At 45.3% G+C, this 19,049-nt stretch carries 13 protein-coding genes and 1 pseudogene; 8 read left to right on the top strand and 6 right to left on the bottom strand.

Annotated features, from left to right (window positions below; all coding sequences use genetic code 11):
* Positions 1-122: 122 nt before the first annotated feature.
* Positions 123-1,100 carry a 6-phosphofructokinase gene (gene pfkA, locus F7D73_RS07265; RefSeq protein WP_153123498.1) on the bottom strand — a complete coding sequence of 326 codons (978 nt, stop codon included), beginning with the start codon at positions 1,098-1,100 and terminating at the stop codon, positions 123-125.
* Between the two features lie 134 nt (positions 1,101-1,234).
* Positions 1,235-2,665 (bottom strand): SLC13 family permease, encoded by a 1,431-nt coding sequence (locus tag F7D73_RS07260; protein WP_153123496.1) that lies wholly within the window; start codon positions 2,663-2,665, stop codon positions 1,235-1,237.
* A 396-nt stretch (positions 2,666-3,061) separates the two neighbouring features.
* On the opposite strand from F7D73_RS07260, the gene rpsA reads away from it, so the two are divergent.
* Positions 3,062-4,843, top strand: coding sequence for a 30S ribosomal protein S1 (gene rpsA, locus F7D73_RS07255; RefSeq protein ID WP_153123495.1), 1,782 nt, complete (start codon positions 3,062-3,064; stop codon positions 4,841-4,843).
* A 272-nt stretch (positions 4,844-5,115) separates the two neighbouring features.
* Here rpsA and F7D73_RS07250 read toward each other — a convergent pair whose 3' ends face one another.
* The 4 genes and pseudogenes from F7D73_RS07250 to F7D73_RS16420 all read right to left on the bottom strand — a co-directional run.
* On the bottom strand, positions 5,116-5,808 hold the full coding sequence (locus tag F7D73_RS07250; RefSeq protein ID WP_228117663.1) for a hypothetical protein: 693 nt from the start codon (positions 5,806-5,808) through the stop codon (positions 5,116-5,118).
* A 490-nt stretch (positions 5,809-6,298) separates the two neighbouring features.
* Entirely contained in the window at positions 6,299-7,255 is a 957-nt protein-coding gene (locus F7D73_RS07245) for an ORF6N domain-containing protein (protein WP_153123491.1), read from the bottom strand.
* Between the two features lie 43 nt (positions 7,256-7,298).
* The gene (locus F7D73_RS07240) at positions 7,299-7,841 is read right to left on the bottom strand and encodes a hypothetical protein (RefSeq protein WP_153123490.1); all 543 of its coding nucleotides are present in this window, start codon (positions 7,839-7,841) and stop codon (positions 7,299-7,301) included.
* A gap of 102 nt (positions 7,842-7,943) precedes the next feature.
* A pseudogene (locus F7D73_RS16420) lies at positions 7,944-8,927 on the bottom strand (leucine-rich repeat domain-containing protein); the annotation flags it as partial.
* Positions 8,928-9,619: 692 nt separating this feature from the next.
* Between F7D73_RS16420 and F7D73_RS07235 the strand changes: the two are divergent.
* The 7 genes from F7D73_RS07235 to F7D73_RS07205 all read left to right on the top strand — a co-directional run bounded on the left by F7D73_RS07235 (position 9,620) and on the right by F7D73_RS07205 (position 18,906).
* Complete coding sequence (locus F7D73_RS07235) at positions 9,620-10,114, top strand: hypothetical protein (RefSeq protein WP_153123488.1); 495 nt, start codon at positions 9,620-9,622, stop codon at positions 10,112-10,114.
* 12 nt (positions 10,115-10,126) lie between these two features.
* Complete coding sequence (locus F7D73_RS07230) at positions 10,127-11,263, top strand: hypothetical protein (RefSeq protein ID WP_153123486.1); 1,137 nt, start codon at positions 10,127-10,129, stop codon at positions 11,261-11,263.
* A gap of 145 nt (positions 11,264-11,408) precedes the next feature.
* On the top strand, positions 11,409-13,655 hold the full coding sequence (locus F7D73_RS07225; RefSeq protein ID WP_153123484.1) for a DnaB-like helicase C-terminal domain-containing protein: 2,247 nt from the start codon (positions 11,409-11,411) through the stop codon (positions 13,653-13,655).
* 145 nt (positions 13,656-13,800) lie between these two features.
* Complete coding sequence (locus F7D73_RS07220) at positions 13,801-14,112, top strand: hypothetical protein (RefSeq protein ID WP_153123482.1); 312 nt, start codon at positions 13,801-13,803, stop codon at positions 14,110-14,112.
* Between the two features lie 324 nt (positions 14,113-14,436).
* On the top strand, positions 14,437-14,676 hold the full coding sequence (locus F7D73_RS07215) for a hypothetical protein (RefSeq protein WP_153123480.1): 240 nt from the start codon (positions 14,437-14,439) through the stop codon (positions 14,674-14,676).
* A gap of 5 nt (positions 14,677-14,681) precedes the next feature.
* A complete protein-coding gene (locus F7D73_RS07210) occupies positions 14,682-14,969 on the top strand; it encodes a type II toxin-antitoxin system YafQ family toxin (protein WP_153123478.1) in 288 nt (95 codons plus the stop codon).
* Between the two features lie 742 nt (positions 14,970-15,711).
* The gene (locus tag F7D73_RS07205; protein WP_194256871.1) at positions 15,712-18,906 is read left to right on the top strand and encodes a type ISP restriction/modification enzyme; all 3,195 of its coding nucleotides are present in this window, start codon (positions 15,712-15,714) and stop codon (positions 18,904-18,906) included.
* Positions 18,907-19,049: the final 143 nt, after the last annotated feature.

Here is a 19,049-nt window from a genome sequence, read left to right as displayed (position 1 = left end):
GTGGTTTTATACGGTTTTTATACCTTATTAAAACACATTTGTACCGTTTAAGACAATTTTCAATTTGAGAATCCTTCTTTCGGACACCCAACCGCCTTTTCGCGATACTCAACCCGTCTCTTTTAGATACTCAACTCGTCGAGAACCTTGATGAGCTTGCGGTCGAACGGCTTGTCTGAACGGATGGCCTCTGAAAGCGGTACGTATACCACCTCGTTGTTGCGCACACCGATCATCACGTTGCGCTGACCCTGCATGATTGCCTCGATGGCACCGCAACCGGTACGGCTGGCAAGGATGCGGTCACGGGCTGATGGACGGCCGCCACGCTGCAGGTGACCCAGGATAGATACACGTACGTCGAACTCAGGGAACTCCTTGCGTACACGGTCTGCATAATAGAGCGCACCACACTTAGGACTCTCTGACACGATGACGATACAGCTCTTCTTTGACTTGCGGATACCACGCTCCATGAACTGTGCCAACTGGTCTACGTCGGTAGAGTCCTCTGGGATGATGGCAGCCTCTGCACCGCTGGCGATGGCTGAGTTCTGAGCCAGGAAGCCGGCATCTCGTCCCATCACTTCGATGAAGAAGATACGCTCGTGGCTCTGCGCAGTATCACGGATACGGTCCACGCACTCTACGATGGTGTTCATGGTTGTATCATATCCGATGGTATTGTCAGTGCCGTAGAGGTCGTTGTCGATGGTACCAGGCAATCCGATACAGCAGATATCAAACTCACTTGCGAAATTCATCGCTCCGGTAAGCGAACCGTTACCTCCGATGACAACGAGTGCATCTATTTCCTCTTTCTGGATATTCTCAAAAGCCTTCTGGCGTCCTTCCTCGGTCATGAACTCCTTGGAACGGGCTGTCTTCAGCATCGTACCTCCGGTACCGATGATACCGCTGACGTTCTCTGTAGTGAATGGTACGATTTCATCATTGATGAGACCGTCATAGCCACGGTAAATACCCTTCACGTTGAATCCGTTGTAGATGGCAGAACGGGTCACAGCACGAATTGCTGCGTTCATACCTGGAGCATCACCTCCAGAAGTCAAAATTCCTATAGTCTTAATCTTTGCCATAACTATATTACCTTATTATATATATATGATAAATTTATTAATAGTTTATTTTTTCTGTTTTTCTCTTAGATCCAATTGTCCTTTTCGTCTTCGGGATGCGTGTTTCCATCCCCTTTTTCTTCTTCAGATATGGTTTAAATCATCAGGTACATGGTTCCGCCCATCAGGGTATGGGAGAGCCAGAGGATAGCGAGGCCTGCCACGCCACCCACGAGAGCCTTCGAGCCGATGTTGCGGAAGAACCAACCTATGTGCATGTGTTCCATCTTCATCAGGGCAAGGCCGCTGATGGTTCCGATGCCCAATACGTTGCCGCCTGCCATCACGCAGTAGGCTACTACCTGCCAGTAGAGTCCGTTGGTGCTGTAGTTTGGATCCAGAACCATGGATGGGTCGCCCAGTCCCACTACGTCGTGCAGTGAGAAAAAGTTCATAGCGGTGGCAAAGTTGTCGAGCACGGTACTCAATACGCCTGCAGCAATGCCGTGCAGCCATACGTTAGGGCGCTCCTCTCCCCCGCCAAGCAGGTTCATCAGGTCGTCGAAGGCGCCTGATTCCTTCACTACGCCAACAGCCATTATCATTCCCATCACGAAGAGAATCATCTGTATCACGCCATATTGCAGCACTCTAGGGGTGCGACGTTCCACCATCGCATCCATGTTCATGAGCTTGCGGTTGAAGATTTCGTTCACAATCCACAGGATGCTGAGCACGCACAATGCGCCCAGGAACGGACTGAGCTTGGTGATGCTATGGAATGTAGGGATAAACCAGAGTCCGCCGATACCCACGAAGAGCATCAGCTGTCTCTGCCATGCGTTGAGTCTTGTATCATCGCCTCTGAAAGGCATCACGATCCATTCGCTGTCTACCCTCTCCGGCAGCATGCGCATCATCATCGCCGTCGGGATGAGCCAGGCAGCGAGACAAGGGAGAAGCAGGGAGAAAGAGAAGACGGTGGCTGTGACGGCTCCGGAATTCCAGAGCACCAGTCCTTCAGGATTACCTATCACGGTGAGTGCTCCGCCACAGTTGGCAGCCAAAAGAATGGCACTGCCATAGATCATCCTCTGACGGCGGCTAGGTATGATGGCGTGCATCATAGTAAGCATCATAACGGTAGTGGTCAGGTTATCGAGGTTGATTGAAATCAGGAAAGTAACGATGGCGAGCGTCCATAGCATCTTCTTGCTGCTGCGGGTTCGCAACAGCTGTCTTACGAAGTCGAAGCAGCCATTGTTGTTGAGAATCTCCACGATGGTCATCGTAGCCAGCAGGAACAGCACGATTTCAGCTGCCCTGCCCACCCAAGGGAGGAAGATGTTGCGGGAGATGTAGTACTTGACAGTAGTGCTGGTGGAATCGGCGTCTCCAAGATGGAGGAACCGGGAATAGTCAGCCAGATGCTCGCTGGTAACGAAGTCCATACCAAAGCACACATATAGCACCCATCCCACCGTTCCGGCAAAGATAGCCACGGCAGCACGGTTCACCTTGGTCACGTTCTCAGTTGCGATGAGCACGTAGGCAAGCACTAATATGGTAAGGATGACCAGCGTCATATACTCTACTGTTAAATCATTATTTTCATAATTACTAATTCAATGGCAAAGGTAACAAATTATTTGATATAACAAGCATTTCGAATCTTTTTTTTAATGTATTTAACGCAAATTTCATATAAATGAAACAAAAAGCCGACTGTGTGCGCACAAAATGAAAGTAATCATTAATAGATGTATACATTATTTATAGTTAACGGCTCCATAAGGAAGAAAACAGGCGAAAGGCATCCGGCAGAGAGGGAAAGAGAGGCTTTTTAGTTAAATATCATTAACAGAAGAAAGAAAAGTGGAGATGAACGCTTGTAAATCAAAGAAAATGAGTAATTTTGCAGCCGTTTTATATAATTCACATAAAGTCAAACTTTATTAAATTTAAATTTTTAATTAATTTTTATGTCAAATTTCAAGAACGTACAGCCACTCGACGACTTCAATTGGGAAGAGTTTGAGCAGGGTACAAACGCAGGCGTCAGCAAAGAGGACCTCGAGAAGGCCTATGACGAAACATTGAACAAGGTAACTGAGCACCAGGTAGTAGAGGGTACAGTAATCTCTGTTGATAAGAAAGAGGTTATCGTAAACATCGGCTACAAGAGCGACGGTATCATCCCAGCTTCTGAGTTCCGTTACAACCCAGACCTCAAGGTAGGCGACAAGGTAGAGGTTTACGTAGAGAACCAGGAGGACGTAAAGGGTCAGTTGGTACTCTCTCACAAGAAGGCTCGCCTCAGCAAGTCTTGGGAGCGTGTTAACGCTGCTCTCGAGAACGAGGAGATCATCCAGGGTTACATCAAGTGCCGCACTAAGGGCGGTATGATCGTTGACGTCTTCGGTATCGAGGCTTTCTTGCCAGGAAGCCAGATCGACGTTCATCCTATACGCGACTACGACGTATTCGTAGGCAAGACAATGGAGTTCAAGGTTGTAAAGATCAACCAGGAGTTCCGCAACGTTGTTGTTTCTCACAAGGCGCTCATCGAGCAGGAGTTGGAGCAGCAGCGTAAAGAGATCATCGGCAAGCTCGAAAAGGGTCAGATCCTCGAAGGTACCGTTAAGAACATCACTACTTACGGTGTATTCGTTGACCTTGGTGGCGTAGACGGTTTGATCCACATCACAGACCTCTCTTGGGGCCGCGTAAGCGATCCACACGAGGTTGTTTCTCTCGACCAGAAGATCAATGTTGTTATCCTCGACTTCGATGAGGAGAAGAAGCGTATCGCTCTCGGTTTGAAGCAGCTCACTCCACATCCATGGGATGCTCTTGATCCAAACCTCAAGGTTGGTGATCACGTGAAGGGTAAGGTAGTGGTTATGGCTGACTACGGTGCATTCGTTGAGATTGCTCCAGGTGTAGAGGGCTTGATCCACGTTTCTGAGATGTCTTGGAGCCAGCACCTCCGTTCTGCTAACGACTTCATGAAGGTTGGCGACGACGTAGAGGCTGTTATCCTGACTCTCGACCGTGCTGAGCGCAAGATGAGCCTTGGTATCAAGCAGCTCAAGGAAGACCCATGGGAGACTATCGATACTAAGTTCCCTGTAGGCAGCAAGCACGTTGCTAAGGTTCGCAACTTCACTAACTTCGGTATCTTCGTAGAGCTCGAGGAAGGTGTTGATGGTTTGATCCACATCTCTGACCTCTCTTGGACAAAGAAGATCAAGCACCCATCAGAGTTCACAACAGTTGGTGCAACTCTCGATGTAGTAGTTCTCGAAATCGATAAGGAGAACCGTCGCTTGAGCCTTGGTCACAAGCAGTTGGAGAAGAACCCATGGGATGAGTATGAGACAATCTACACTCCAGGTTCTGTTCACACTGGTAAGATCATCGAAATGATGGATAAGGGTGCTGTAGTTGCTCTCAACGAGGGTGGCGAAGGCTTCGCTACTCCAAAGCACCTCACAAAGGCAGACGGCTCAATGGCTAAGAAGGGCGAGGAGCTCGACTTCAAGGTAATCGAGTTCGTTAAGGAGACAAAGCGCATCATCCTCTCTCACTCTCGTACATTCGAGGAGGGTAAGGACGAGCCTATTTCTAAGCCAGCACGCAAGCACAACAACGGTGGCCGCAAGAGCGATGCTCCTACAATCAACAACGTAGCAGCTAGCACATCACTCGGTGACATCGATGCACTTGCTAAGCTCAAGGCTCAGATGGAAGGCAAGGCATAAGTTTGATGTATAAAATACACCAATAAGGGTTTGTTGTTTTACATTCCCTATTGTTAATAATTTTGTTTAAAAGATTGCTTTTTTCCCGGCTCTTCGTGAGAAGTGCCGGGATTTTTTTGTTTATTCATCGGAGGATTGGTTTATTCATCGGAACATTCTTGCTATTTTTTAAACCCACGCAGATTTCGCAGATAACGCAGATTTTTCTTCGCTGTCACCCGTCCCGGCGGATTTGAAATCCGTCGAAACGCCTAACGGGAGGCTACGAAAACTTAGTCCACACCTATATTATAACCCAAACGGTCTTTTCTCGTTCCATCTATAAAGGTATAATAGTTGCCAGTCGGGGTTTCTGTAAATGAGACTTCCGTATAAGTGAAATCGGAATGAAGCCTGTGCAAAGTGTCAAGCACGCGGCTTGGAACAACGATGTCTTTAGGCAAAGCATATCTCGTTTCTTTCCATCTTGTGTCAATGCTGTTTGAATCGAACGAAACAGACTTCAACACTCCGTTGTGCATGATGAGATATTCGTCATAGCCCATATCGTTTACATACCCGAGAACAACAGCAGCACTGTAACGCTCAGAAATCCATTCTATGTCGGAAGGAAGCGGACGCACATATGCGGAGTTGTTCAGTTCATATCCGCACGACTTAATAACCGTGCCTTCACTGTCGATAACAAGCGTGTGGAGGCTTGGTATGGACGAGTCATTAGCAAAGACCGAATCATAAAGAAGATAACACAGCTCATAGTATGTGCCGCTTATGCAAGCCTGTGACACTTCATTTATCTTCCTAAACTCGTATTTGGTAGCATTGGGGACTTCCTTAAAAAAGCTCCACCGCACGGCATCGGGCAAATCATTAATGGCTGACAGGGTTTGCACAGTGCGGTTCCACACGTTATCCACGTATGCCACAAACAATTCATTTCCTGCCTTGTCCTTGGAATAGACCATCGTTTCCTGTTGCCCTGTGTGGCGGTAAAAGTCAGAACCCGTATAAACGTGTTCTATGGTGTTGTCTCCGTAGCGACTATTGAAGTCTTGAGCTATTACCTCTGGTAATTCGTTTTCTGTTACCGTCGGAATTTCATTCTCAGAATTGCATGAAACCAGCGTAAACGCAGTTATTACAAGCAATCCACATACAAACAAACTACTTATTTTTGTCATTCTTCCTCTATTTTATTTTTTCTTTACTAATTTTGATTCCGCCAAATTTCTACCTGTACGGTTGAAATTACCCAATACGCCCTGAAAGGGCAGAAGCTCCTAGCCCAGGGCAACGCCCTGGGGTATATGCAGTTACAAACAAGGCGCCCTGTAAGGGCAAAAGCTTTAAAATCGCAATTTGAGTATTTCTGCTAATCCTCTAATTTCATCCACATATCCTTGAAATCCACAAATTTCTCCTATCATATATTATTGATTTACATATAGAAACGTCTTACTCTCTGTTGATTCTTTCCACCAATTCACCTGGTGTAAGTATCTCCATCTTTGAGAATCCGAACCACTTTTTGCCCAAGTCCTTGATAGATGCTCCTATATGATACACATCATCATCTATACAAAGGAAGCGGTCATGTGATAAACGGAATGTTTCAACATCAATCGGTGCATATTGAGCGTTATGACGCTCTATGTCAAGCTGGAACTGACGACTTATCTGCTGAGTATAGATGACCGCAGACACACCATTTTCTCTTTTATCGAGCAATGTCAATACTGTCTCGTCAACATAGTTGTCGATAAGGATAATACGTTTCTTCGCACTCTTAATCAAGTCAGACACGAAAGTATAGGCATCATAAACTTGCCCATTGTAGAACACACCCTGCTTCGGCTTTGCATTACCCTCGTCCAATCTGCGGAATACCTCGTCAATGCGTTTGTCTGTTTCCTGCTGATGTTGCTGCATTTCCAGTTGATGGTACTCCATTGTTGAAAGACGTTGGAAAACATCTGCATTTGTCACCATGAAACGTCTCATTGCAACAAATGCATCCATAATTCGTATGCTTACACGAATTGCGGTTTCACTTCTAAGAACAGTGGAGAGCATAGCCACTCCCTGCTCAGTGAAAGCATATGAACGAACTGTTGAGTGCTTCAAACTATTGAACCGGTCGCAATTTGCGACCAGTTCAGCCATTTCCTCCTTAGTTAGTTGAAAACGGAAACGCTCAGGGAAACGTTCTATATTACGTTTTACAGCCTCGTTTAATCTTTTAGTTTCCACTCCGTAAAGTTCAGCCAAGTCTCTGTCTATCATAATTTGATTTCCACGAATAGACATTATTCGACTTTCTACAGGAGTGGTAACTACGACTTCATCATTTTGTAACCGGTCACAATTTGTGACCAGTTCTCCTTTATCTTGATGTTCATTATTATCTGCCATATTTATATCAATTTTCAAAATCACAATTTGTGACCTTAAACGCTTATTTTATGGCTACCTTGATGGCATTATCACCGAATTTAGCGATAACCATGGTTTCTGACACAGCGCAGGATGCGGTACCGTCTACGGCAGAAGAGGAGCCGATAAGCTTACCATCTGCTGCATAGAACTTGACAACCTCGCCATTATCAAGGCCCGAAATGCTGACGATGCCGTCATGGGAAGAAGCCACAACGCCACGGGTTCTAGCCTGGTTGATGTTGGTTGCATTCTCCAGGTTGGCATTGACCCAATATAGTGTAGCCTTAGCTTTTTCTGATGTTTTATAGCCATCAGCTGTTGCATATACAGATATGTCATAAGCAGCAGAAAGGTTTACATTACCGTCTTCGCTAAGTGCATCTGTAGCCATATCCTTATCGCTGATAGTATAATGATACTTTGCTCCTGCAGTTTCGCAAGAGAACTTCAACTTGCCAGCGCCATAAAAGACAGATGGAGTAGCACATTGAGTAAGAGGCTTGTCGTCATCGCCAGATTCGTTTGGATTCCAAGTATAGATATACTTATAATCAGACCCCAAAGCGTCTTTGTAGTCCTGGAGATATTCTGCAGGAACATATATTATGCATGTTTTAGAGATTGAAGCATTGCTTATACGGTTAGGGGTTTTACCTTTGAAATATATACTTTCGAGGTTGCTACAATAGACGAAACAAAAGATACCTAACGAAGTAACAGATGAAGGAATCGTGATGGAAGTTAAACTGATACAACTATAGAAGCAATATTTCCCCAACGAAGTAACAGATGAAGGAATCGTGATGGAAGTTAAACTACTACAGTCTCTGAAGCAATCACCCCCCAACGAAGTAACAGATGAAGGAATCGTGATGGAAGTTAAGCCACTACAACCAGAGAAGCAGGATTTTCCCAATGAAGTAACAGATGAAGGAATCGTGATGGAAGTTAAGCCACTACAATTATGGAAGCAATCATCCCCCAACGAAGTAACAGATGAAGGAATCGTGATGGAAGTTAATTTTACACACCCCCAGAAGCAACCAAACCTCAAAGAAGTGACAGATGAAGGAATCGTGATGGAAGTTAAGCCACTACAACCAGTGAAGCAGGATTCCCCCAACGAAGTAACAGATGAAGGAATCGTGATGGTGGTTAAGCCCTTACAATCACTGAAACACGCAATCCCCAAAGAAGTAACAGATGAAGGAATCGTGATGGAAGTCAAGCCGCTACAACCACCGAAGCAATGTTCCTCTAACGAAGTAACAGATGAAGGAATCGTGATGGAAGTTAAGCCGCTACAATAAGCGAAGCACTCAGCCCCCAAAGAAGTGACAGATGAAGGAATCGTGATGGAAGTTAAGCCCTTACAACTACCGAAACACCGAGCCCCCAACGAAGTAACAGATGAAGGAATCGTGATGGAAGTTAATTTTACACACCACGAGAAGCAATCTTCACCAAAAGCCGTAACCTTATAATCATTCCCATCTTTTGCTTTCACGCTTTCTGGAATCACAACATCACCTGCATATTTTTCTGTATTAGGTACAAGTGTTGCCGTTTTTGTATCCGAATCTAGTAAATACTTAAATCCATCAATCACTTCAAAGCTGGCACCAGCCAATGCTTTGCTCGTAATCATAACCAGCATGACCAGAAGAATGGCAAAACGCTTCGTGATGCCACAAGTAACCTTGCGAACATCCAAGTCCTTACAATTTGATAAAGTAAAATCCATCATAATCATATAATTTATTAATGAGTATTATTCTTTATTTTCTTTTTAAAACGTCACCGCAAAGATAAGTTTTTATTTTGAAACACGCAAGGAAATCGGGGAAAAGTTTCAGAACATGTTGAAAAATCAAATAGATTTTGAACTTTCACTGAATATATGGAGGTTTCTTAACAGTTTGCCAGTCGTCCTATACGGTCCGATGGTTCCTGCCATTGCATAATAATCGCGACTCATCTTTACCTCTACCCCACAGAGATATTATTCAAAAGTCCCACAGATTTCACAGATTTACACAGATTTTTTCTCGCACATCAGAATGAAATCTGTGTAAATCTGTGAAATCTGTGGGACTTAAAATATTCAATCATCAATACGGGTTCTATCGACGTATTTATGTCGAGCGTGGCAAGACACAGAGAAGAGGTTGTATCCAACCCAAATATCCCCTTTTCGGGATAATCAACCATCCTTCAAAATTAGTTTTTCCACTTACGCCCCTAGAGGGGGAAGTGGAAAGAATCGTTGCCGGTTCAGCTATTTTTTGTTACTTTGCAGTAGATAAAAAGAATAAAAAATAGAACAACTAACAAAAGAACATGGCAGAGAATATTTTCAATAATTTTGATGCTCAAAAAGCAGAAAAATCACCAGCTTATATGATAGAATGGAAGGCTGAAAGAGCTCAGACGGATAGAATCATACAGTTTATACTGAGGATTCTGAAACTGAACAACATCTGTAAAGGCACTATCACAAAGAGGGCTGGAATGGGAAATGGACAGATAGGAAAAATCCTGAAATGTAATACTGATAAAGTACTTCATCAGAATATGGCTAAACGATTGGCTATCACCATTATCACGCTCATCCCAGACTTGAATAAGCATGAAGCTTTACGGCATATGACCAAGAAGAAAATCTGCCCTTGTGCTGTATGCAGAATAGATGACACCGACCAGCAGGAACAGCTGAGAGCGGAGTTTATCGCAGCATTCGGGAGCTTCGGACAGTATCTGGTGGAAGACCTGAAGGATATAGACGAAGCGATGAATGCATGTAATGATTTTTATCAATCTTATACAAATTTATAAACAAATTGAATTATGATGACAACACAAACAAATGACAATTCCGGAGGCACGGGATACAGTGCCGGGAACGACTTCACGATCAAGCCGCTCACTACTACAGTTGACATCAAACTGGTTCGCAGATTGATGGCAACATGGCATACGAATGGACTTACGGATTGCAATATCCGCAAGATGATGCTGCTATACCTGGGAGAACCAGCCTGGATGGATTTGAACAAAGTGTATCCATGCGGGAATTTTTATAATATTTCCAGAGGTTTGCGCTATGGCAGCAAAACTGATTTTCTTAATATCATATTGCGAAGCAAGGGATTTGGCTACATTTGGAAAGATAATAAAGCTGAACACAACATCAAGAATCTATTCGCTTTTTATACCCCAATATGGCATGAAGAAAAGGAAGAAGACATGGTTGTAGATAACGCTTCTGAACAGCCAGGCAATGACGGAACGGCTCCAAATGCAACGCAAATTCAGTCTGGCTCAACACAAAATCCGGCAAATTCTGTGCGCTATAACTCCCTATATGATAATATAATAAAGAAAAATATAAAAAAGAAAGTATATAGCTATTATGTTAGCGCACAAAATTTCCAGAATTTTTCGCCCGAACAGAAGGCCCGCATCGAAGCCGCAGCCAAGTCGCTCATCAACTACATCGCTACCGACCAGGATGCCTACACCAACATCGTGGAAACCATCAACGAAACTACGCTGAAACTGATGCCGGAGCTATACATCGACAAGAAGGCGGCATGCCCCGCAACCATGGCTACCCGTCAGTTCTTCAACGCCTACCTCTACCCTTACCTCCTGGAGCACAGCGAAAGAATGATGAAGATTCCTACGCTGCTGGGACAGAGCTGCTGGATCAAGAATCTCATCCAAAAAGATTTCATGCAGAAGAAGATTTCTGCTGCCGTCAGCGATACCCGACTCTACATGATGCAGCACGCTGCCGAGATGATTCGACAGAACCGACCTGTCTCCGCATACGAATACCAGGACAAGGCAACGGAACAGAGATTCTATGACGTCAGAAACAAAGACGGAACCATCAAGCAGATCCGAATACCGAATGAGGCACCGCCAAGACCTTCGGATTCAGCCGCATGGAACAAGTTTGCAAAGAAATGGAACCAGTAGCCTAGAACATAGATAAGGCACGGATTACACGGATTACACGGATTTATGACGCTAATGTAAGTAAAGCGACTATAATCACAGAAAAATATCCGTGTAATCCGTGCCTAAAAACAACAATCATTAAACGCAAATTCAATATCAACCTATGAAACAAGAAGATTGTCACAATGAGAAGCCACGATATTACGCTACCGACTTCCCCGAAATCAAGGAAAAGATTCCTGATGAAAAAAGAAAGCTCTATCTCGAGTACGAACAGCAGCACAACGGAATCGCCCAAAAAGCTTCCGATGACATCGACGCCACAAACGAGAACTCCGGCAATCCCGAAGAGCAACCCGTAAACCTGAAAAACCTGCAGGCCATCACCACCGATGCCATCAAACAGATCACCAAGGGCGGACTCGACGTCCAGGTTACCTGCCCCAAATGCAGCAGCCGCAGATGCTTCGTGAAAAGAAGCAACGGATACTTCCACTGCTGGAGATGCAACTGCAGCGGCATGCTCGAGGAGATGAAAGCCCTCAACCACCAGGAATCCTCACGCATCGACGGAGCCTACTACGCCAGAGCCAGCAAGCAGAAAGCCAACCAGCAGAAGGACAAGAACTACGTGCCCATGGTATCCAGCGACTACAAGGAAATCAACGAGGAGGTGCGCTCCTGGCTCTACCCCATCTACCCCCTGGAAAGCGATGAGGAACGCCAGCAGTTCCTGGAGCATTTCCACTCGCCCCAGCTCGCCATCACCTGTCCCAAGGCACGCCCGCTGCTCCAGCCCAAGGAAATTGAAGCCCTGCAGAACCAGGTGAAGAGCTACATACAGGCGATGAAACTGGACCCCGAAACGGTGAAGAAAGCGGGAGTGATGTGCGCCTACATGCACAAGAAAGCCGACGACGGGAAGAGCGAAGACCCTCACGGCATCACCCTCGTCCCAGCCATCGCCTACTGCAACTATCTGGACGGCAAGATCATCAACGTGAAATTCCGCTCCGTCGTCCTCAACCCCATCACCGGAGAATGGTCCAAGGACTTCGCCCAGGAGTCGCCCACCAAGCCCTGCGCCCCCTACGGCATCGACAGCATCAACCCCATCCGTCCCGATGCCGAACCCGTCAGTCAGCTCATCATCACCGAGGGCGAGAAGGACCGGCTGACGCTGATGAGCTGCGGATTCCCCTACGTGCTGAGCATCGCCAACGGCGCCCAGACCAACATCGACGAGAGCCACGAGGCCTTCGAGGAATGGATAGCCCAGGTGGAGGAAATCATCATCTGCGGAGATACCGACCGCCCCGGCAGAGGCATGGTGAAGGCGCTGCTCAACGCCTATACCGCACGCGCCAAGGTGGTGCATCTCTCCGGCAACCGCAAGGACATCAGCGACGTTTATGCCGCCTTCGGAGCCAACGAGGTGAGGCGAATCATACAGGAGGCGGAAGACGTGGCGGCGCAGGACATCTACGACCTGCACCAGCACGAACCCGATATCCTGGAGGTGATGATGGGCAACTACGACAAGGGATATGACGTGGGCATGGGCATGCTCACCGACCGCATCTTCCACCCTACCTCCGACGGCGGACTCATCATCCTGACGGGCATCCCGAACTCCGGAAAGACCGATTTTCTGAACTGCATGATGGCTCATCTGATGTTCCAGCGCCAGAAGCGCGTGGCGTTCTTCTCCTTCGAAAAACCTGTCAAGGCGAAGCACGTCAGGGAGATAGCGAGGGTGGCACTGGGAGTGGAAGACACCGCCAGCATGGACCAGACTATGGAGGAGAGAGATGCCAGGGAGGTGAACAGCAAGGTTATCAGCTACCTGACGCAGCACATGGTGGATTTCGACACGAAGACACGCCTGCCCGACAGCGACTACTTCATAGCGATGGCTGAGCGCGACATGCGCAAGCACGGCCTCGACTTCCTGGTGATAGACCCGTACGTATTCATCGACATGACGGAGGGCGGCAGCCGAGCCACGGAAACGGAGAAGGTGAGGCTGATGCTGACGAAGCTGCAGGCATGGAGCCGTGCCCGACGGGTATGGACGATAGTGGTGGCTCATCCGAGAATCCAGTACAAGGACGGTCATGAGTCGTTTCCTCCGCTCGACATCTATTCCATTGCGGGCAGTGCCCAGTGGGCTAACCTCGCCGATTTCCTGTTCACGGTAAGGCGCATGAACAAGCCGGAAGAGGGCAAGTCGTATACCATCGTAGAAATGCTGAAGGTGAGAGATCAGGAGTTCTGCCAGCCGGGCAAGGTATTGTATGTTCGCCAGCCGTGCGGCAGGTATGACGAGCGCGATTCGGAGGAAGACTGCATCGCCGAGCGCCTTCAGCGCAAGATACTGCCGAAGGATGTGGAGCCGTGGGCGGTATAGGAATCACCCTTGCGCTATACCCCACACGCCCTGAAAGGGCAAAAGCTTTAAAATCATCAAATTTCTTGGAATTATGACGAACGAAGAATATCACAATCTGAAACTGCAGGCCCACCAGCAGCTGGTGGAAGATTATCACTGGCTGATGAGTCAGAGTCCTGCGCAGTATACCTGGCGCTGTCCTCAGCGCTGGCTGATAGAACTGGTGTATAATGCCAATCAGGACCGTCCGGTAGACGAATGGCAGCGCGACATCCCGCTCAACCGCCTGTACCGTGACTTCTTCACCCATATCGGCACGAAGCCCCCGAACCATCCCTCCACACAGCTGAGCAAGCTTCGCAACATGGAGCGTCGCCGCGACATCCAGCCCGACAGCATCACGCACTACTACATGCAGTTCATCGGCAAGCAGCTCAACTGCCACATCATCGAGAAGCTCCTTCATCGGAAATAGGCATCATGTTGGGGACATCGTTCATGCCCCCCGCAAACAAGCCTCTTTTGCCAATCAAAAGCATCCCCCTTTCATCCCAAACAAGCCTCTTTTGGAGTTGGTTTAAGCCTGAAATAAACGTTACGTAAGGCTTAAACCAACCTCAAAAGAGGCTTGTTTCAGATTCGATATCACTAGAATTTTACCACATGTCCCGCCCCACACAGAGACCGAGCTGGTCCCAAAAATCTGCGAGAATAGAACCATGAATCAAAAACTCGACTAAAAATTTGGTGGTTTCACAGAAAACCCTTATCTTTGCTGCAAAAATAAACATTTAAAGTTATGGCACAGTTGACATTACAAATAGATAGTCCATCTTTGTTGGAGCAATTAAAGAACGTTCTCTCTCTTATGAAAGGCGTTAAAATAGTTCCGGATTCTCCTGTCTCAAAGAGTGCAGCCTTGGAAGATGTCCCAAACGCAGAAACATTGGCAGCAATGAAAGAGGCAGAAAGTGGTCATGATGCAGGTGTAGTTCGGGTAGATAGCTTAGAAAGTTTCATGGCATCAATGGAGGAATAGAGCTTATGAAAGAAATTCGAAAGACCTCGCAGTTCAAGAAAGATTATAAGCGTTTTAAGAATGATAAAGAATTTATAGCAACGCTTATGGGGATAGTTAAGCTTTTGGCAGAAGGTAATCAGATACCAGAAGAGTATAATCCTCATCCTTTGAAAGGTAACTGGAAGAACTTTATGGAATGCCATGTTGAGAATGACACACTTTTGATTTGGTTTGATAAAGAAAATGACAGAATTGAATTAGTTCGTTTAGGTTCACATTCTGAGTTATTTGGTAAAGGACGTAAGCGCTGACCTATTCAATTCCGTTTATATCTTGCTAGCTTTCGTCGAAACCTGATAGAATTTCTTCTTTAGTCATGCAGGGCTTTTCTTGAACAATACATGCCTCATCTGTATCATTCTGTGCTGCCTGTATAATTTCCCGCTCTTTATTATAGAACTTATAGGCCATGTCATTGGCATCCCCCAATCAAATATTTTTTATTTCTGTTGCAGAGTGTCTTTTTTATCTCCTGTAACAGTATTCTCTATCGTCACAAAGAAAAGATCCGAATGTGACATAAGTCAAGATTATTGCAAAAATCAATATACCTACCATAATTCCAAAGTTTATTATTAACTTTGGTGCAAAGAGACGCTTTTATTTGGAAAGCGCAAAGAAAAATGAGATTATTTTTTTGTCAATCCAAGATTTTGTAGTACCTTTGTCCCCAAGTATGGCGAGGCAAATGCCAAACCTGCTCTATTTTCGTGGGTTAACGATTAGATTCGTATCGATTCGACTGGAAGTTCAATTCAGAATAGCTCCTACCAAAGCAAAATTCAAAACTACGAACGTACAGTATGAGACGGTGCGCCATGATATGGCGTACCCTCATCTCTTGTATTTCGTAGTTGGGCCATCTGTGGTAGGAGCAGCCTTGAATTGGAATTCAACGAGATGACGGGTACGCTCTTTTTGTATCTTGTACCCTCGGAATACATTTTTATTAGTTCACAGATTTCAGTAATAAGATTTAAAGCTCCTACCAACATGCAAAAGAATCTGTCAATTGAAAATCTTCTAGATGAGTACTTTAAGGCATTAAACGCAACCTATAGTACTCATGATGCCAGCGAGTATAGCTACCGCTCGGCATTGGAGAATTTATTGAATAGTCTGCTACAGCCAGAATATCAAGCTATCAATGAGCCACGCAATATGACTTGCGGTAAGCCCGACATATCCATCATTCGCAAGCGTGATGCTGTAACTGTAGCCAGTATAGAAACCAAGGACATCAACAAGCCTGACTTAGAGGGAAAAGGAAGAAACCAGGAACAGTTCGACCGCTACAAGAAGGCGATGAACCATGCAGTCTTTACAGATTACCTCCGTTTTCTGTTTTATGAAAGCGGCAACGATACTCCTATCTTGGACATTTGTATAGGCACATGCCAGAACGATGAAATCATACCCGACAGCGAAAAAGGCAAACAGCTATGTTCGTTCCTTCGCAAATACATCGGGAAGAAGATTCAACCTATTCGCTCTGCTACAACTTTGGCGGATCTCATGGCAAAGAAAAGCCAGATGATGTGTGCCATTCTTACAGACTTATTGAAGGAAAACGGCGAAGACAATGCATCGGGACTATTGAAGAAGACTTATACAGATCTCAAGGATTCTCTCATTCAAAATCTCGACGAGGATGGCTTTGCCAAGATATACTCGCAGACAGTAGCTTACGGCTTATTTGCAGCCCGACTAAACGACTCCACCCCAGAGAATTTCTCCAGGGCAGAGGCAGCTGAGCTGATACCTAAAACCAACAAGTTGCTACGAGGAATCTTCAACGACTTGGCTGGTAATACAATCCATGAGAGCATCTCCTGGATTATCGACGACTTGGTTGAGATGTTCGGTGCCACCAATTTGCAAAAAATGTTCGAACGAGACATCAGAAACAACCGAGACCCACTGATACACTTCTACGAAGACTTTCTGAAAGCATTCAATTCAGCAGACAGAAAGAACTTCGGCGTATGGTATACCCCACTCCCCATCGTCAAGTTTATCGTAGATTCCATAGACATTCTTCTGAAGAACAAGTTGAGTATTGAAGAAGGCTTGGCCGACACAACCACAATCATTCACAAGACGCTGGATGGAGAAACGGAACTTAGTCAAGTACAGATACTAGACCCTGCAGTAGGAACCGGTACATTCTTAGCGGAAATCATCAATCATATCGCTGACCAATATAAGGGACAGGAGACACTTTGGCAGAAATATGTCCACAGCTGTCTTTTGCCTCGTCTGTATGGTTTCGAGATACAGATGGCGTCCTATACTGTAGCACACATCAAGTTTGATATGGTGTTGGCACATACTGGTTATAAGACTGAAAAAGACGATGCATTCCACATTTGCCTTACCGACTCTCTCAGAAAGCCAAACAAGACAGGAGAAAGCAACACAGGATATTGGATTTCCCTAGAACAAGCGGAAGCCGACCGCATCAAGTCGCAACGTCCTATCATGGTGATGTTGGGCAATCCTCCATACAATGGGGAGAGCCAAAACAAGGCTGACGAGATAGAAGAACTCATAGAAAAGTACAAGCAGGAGCCAGACCAAATACTCAAAAAAAATGAAAAGGCAAAGAAGATTGCCGACACGAAATGGCTAAATAATGACTACGTGAAGTTTATCGCTTTGGCACAGCGTTTCATAGAAGAAAATGGCAAGGGTATTATAGGCTACATCACTCCCAACACACATTTAGACAGTCTCACTTTTAGAGGAATGCGTTATCAGCTGCTGAAGACTTTTGATAATATATACATCATTAATCTTCACGGCAGTAACAAAACAAAAGAGACTTGCCCTGATGGTTCTAAAGACGAGAATGTGTTTGGAATCGAAAGCGGGGTATGCATCACTCTCTTTGTAAAAACCGGAAAAGAAAAAAGCGAATCTTCCTTAGCCAAAGTATATTATAAAGATTTATATGGAAAGAAGAAAGACAAGTTTGATTTCTTGGAGCAGAACGACTTGGTGGCTTTAGATTTTGAAGAAGTTACACCTACATCACCGATGTATTTTCTTCTCCCAATCAAGAAGAACATGGAAACAGAATTCGGGCAAGGATTCCCTGTTGAAGAGCTCTTTATAAAAAAGGCTCTTGGAATATGTACCAAAAGAGATTCTATCGCCTACCAATCTAGTCTAAATGGAATAAAAAGGATAGTTCAAGACTTCAGAGACTTGGAGGAGCAAGCCATCAAAGAAAAGTATGACATCACCAAAGAGAGTGAAGACTCAAAAGTAATCAATGGTATTCGTAACATTAAAGAATTTGGCATAAAAGAAGAGTTTTTTAAAGAAGCTACATATCGCCCATTGGATAAACGATATACATACTTCACAAACAAATCCAAAGGATTTATTGCCAGACCTGTTTATGATACGATGCGCCACCTTGCCACCCAAGACCAGAGCAAGAATCTAGGTTTAATCATCGGCAAGAGTGGCAATGTAGTTGGCGACATGCCTTGGAATTTATGCTTCGTTACCAACACAATAGTAGACTTGAACATCTTCTATCGTGGAGGAGGATACGTGTATCCTTTATACGTTGATACGAGTAAAGCTGTCAACCAGGGAGACTCCAGCACTCAGGAATTAGGTGACGAAAAGGAAACCATAATTTCTAATCTTAATGGAGACATCATCAAGAAACTAGCCGACTGCTTAGGAGTAGAACCTTCCCCAGAAGATTTGCTCGACTACATCTATGCCATCCTGCATTCCTCAAACTATCGAGAGAAATTCAAGGAACAACTGAAATACCAGTTTCCTCGTATTCCATACCCTCAAAATGAAGAAGAGTTTAAAAAACTTGCGGCATTGGGTAACCACTTGCGTCATCTGCATCTTATGGACAATACGGCAACATGGAATGCCAAGAGTCAATTCCCTTTCAAAGGAAACGGGAGCAGCATAATCGTTAAGCCTCAATGGAAAGACGGCAAAGTGTACATCAACAAAGAAAACTATTACGACAATGTACCAGAGGAAGTTTGGCGATACTATATTGGCGGATACCAAATAGCAGAGAAATGGCTTAAAGACAGAAAAGGCACAGAGCTAGACTTCAACGCCATCATCCACTATTCCAACATATTGTATGTGTTGACGCAAACAATATATCTTTCTAAAGAAATAGACAAAATATACATATAATCCTTGCTTCTCGCCAAGCATTACGGCTTTACAGAAGAAGAGCTCGACTTCATCATCAACTACGACATTAAGTATCGTATGGGAGATGAGCAGAACAAGGACGAGGAGTAAAACAAAGACTCCCTGTTGCTGATGCTACCTGA

The organism is Segatella copri (genome assembly GCF_009494395.1).
In the GTDB taxonomy this organism is placed as follows: domain Bacteria; phylum Bacteroidota; class Bacteroidia; order Bacteroidales; family Bacteroidaceae; genus Prevotella.
Note: the sequence above shows the minus strand (reverse complement) of the source record. Positions and strands in the feature narration are given on the sequence as shown.

What these genes read in the sequence shown, in the direction of transcription:
- pfkA (WP_153123498.1), bottom strand. Translation starts at nt 1,100, where the DNA reads ATGGCAAAGATTAAGACTATAGGAATTTTGACTTCTGGAGGTGATGCT.
- F7D73_RS07260 (WP_153123496.1), bottom strand. Translation starts at nt 2,665, where the DNA reads ATGACGCTGGTCATCCTTACCATATTAGTGCTTGCCTACGTGCTCATC.
- rpsA (WP_153123495.1), top strand. Translation starts at nt 3,062, where the DNA reads ATGTCAAATTTCAAGAACGTACAGCCACTCGACGACTTCAATTGGGAA.
- F7D73_RS07250 (WP_228117663.1), bottom strand. Translation starts at nt 5,808, where the DNA reads ATGGTCTATTCCAAGGACAAGGCAGGAAATGAATTGTTTGTGGCATAC.
- F7D73_RS07245 (WP_153123491.1), bottom strand. Translation starts at nt 7,255, where the DNA reads ATGGCAGATAATAATGAACATCAAGATAAAGGAGAACTGGTCACAAAT.
- F7D73_RS07235 (WP_153123488.1), top strand. Translation starts at nt 9,620, where the DNA reads ATGGCAGAGAATATTTTCAATAATTTTGATGCTCAAAAAGCAGAAAAA.
- F7D73_RS07230 (WP_153123486.1), top strand. Translation starts at nt 10,127, where the DNA reads ATGATGACAACACAAACAAATGACAATTCCGGAGGCACGGGATACAGT.
- F7D73_RS07225 (WP_153123484.1), top strand. Translation starts at nt 11,409, where the DNA reads ATGAAACAAGAAGATTGTCACAATGAGAAGCCACGATATTACGCTACC.
- F7D73_RS07220 (WP_153123482.1), top strand. Translation starts at nt 13,801, where the DNA reads ATGAGTCAGAGTCCTGCGCAGTATACCTGGCGCTGTCCTCAGCGCTGG.
- F7D73_RS07215 (WP_153123480.1), top strand. Translation starts at nt 14,437, where the DNA reads ATGGCACAGTTGACATTACAAATAGATAGTCCATCTTTGTTGGAGCAA.
- F7D73_RS07210 (WP_153123478.1), top strand. Translation starts at nt 14,682, where the DNA reads ATGAAAGAAATTCGAAAGACCTCGCAGTTCAAGAAAGATTATAAGCGT.
- F7D73_RS07205 (WP_194256871.1), top strand. Translation starts at nt 15,712, where the DNA reads ATGCAAAAGAATCTGTCAATTGAAAATCTTCTAGATGAGTACTTTAAG.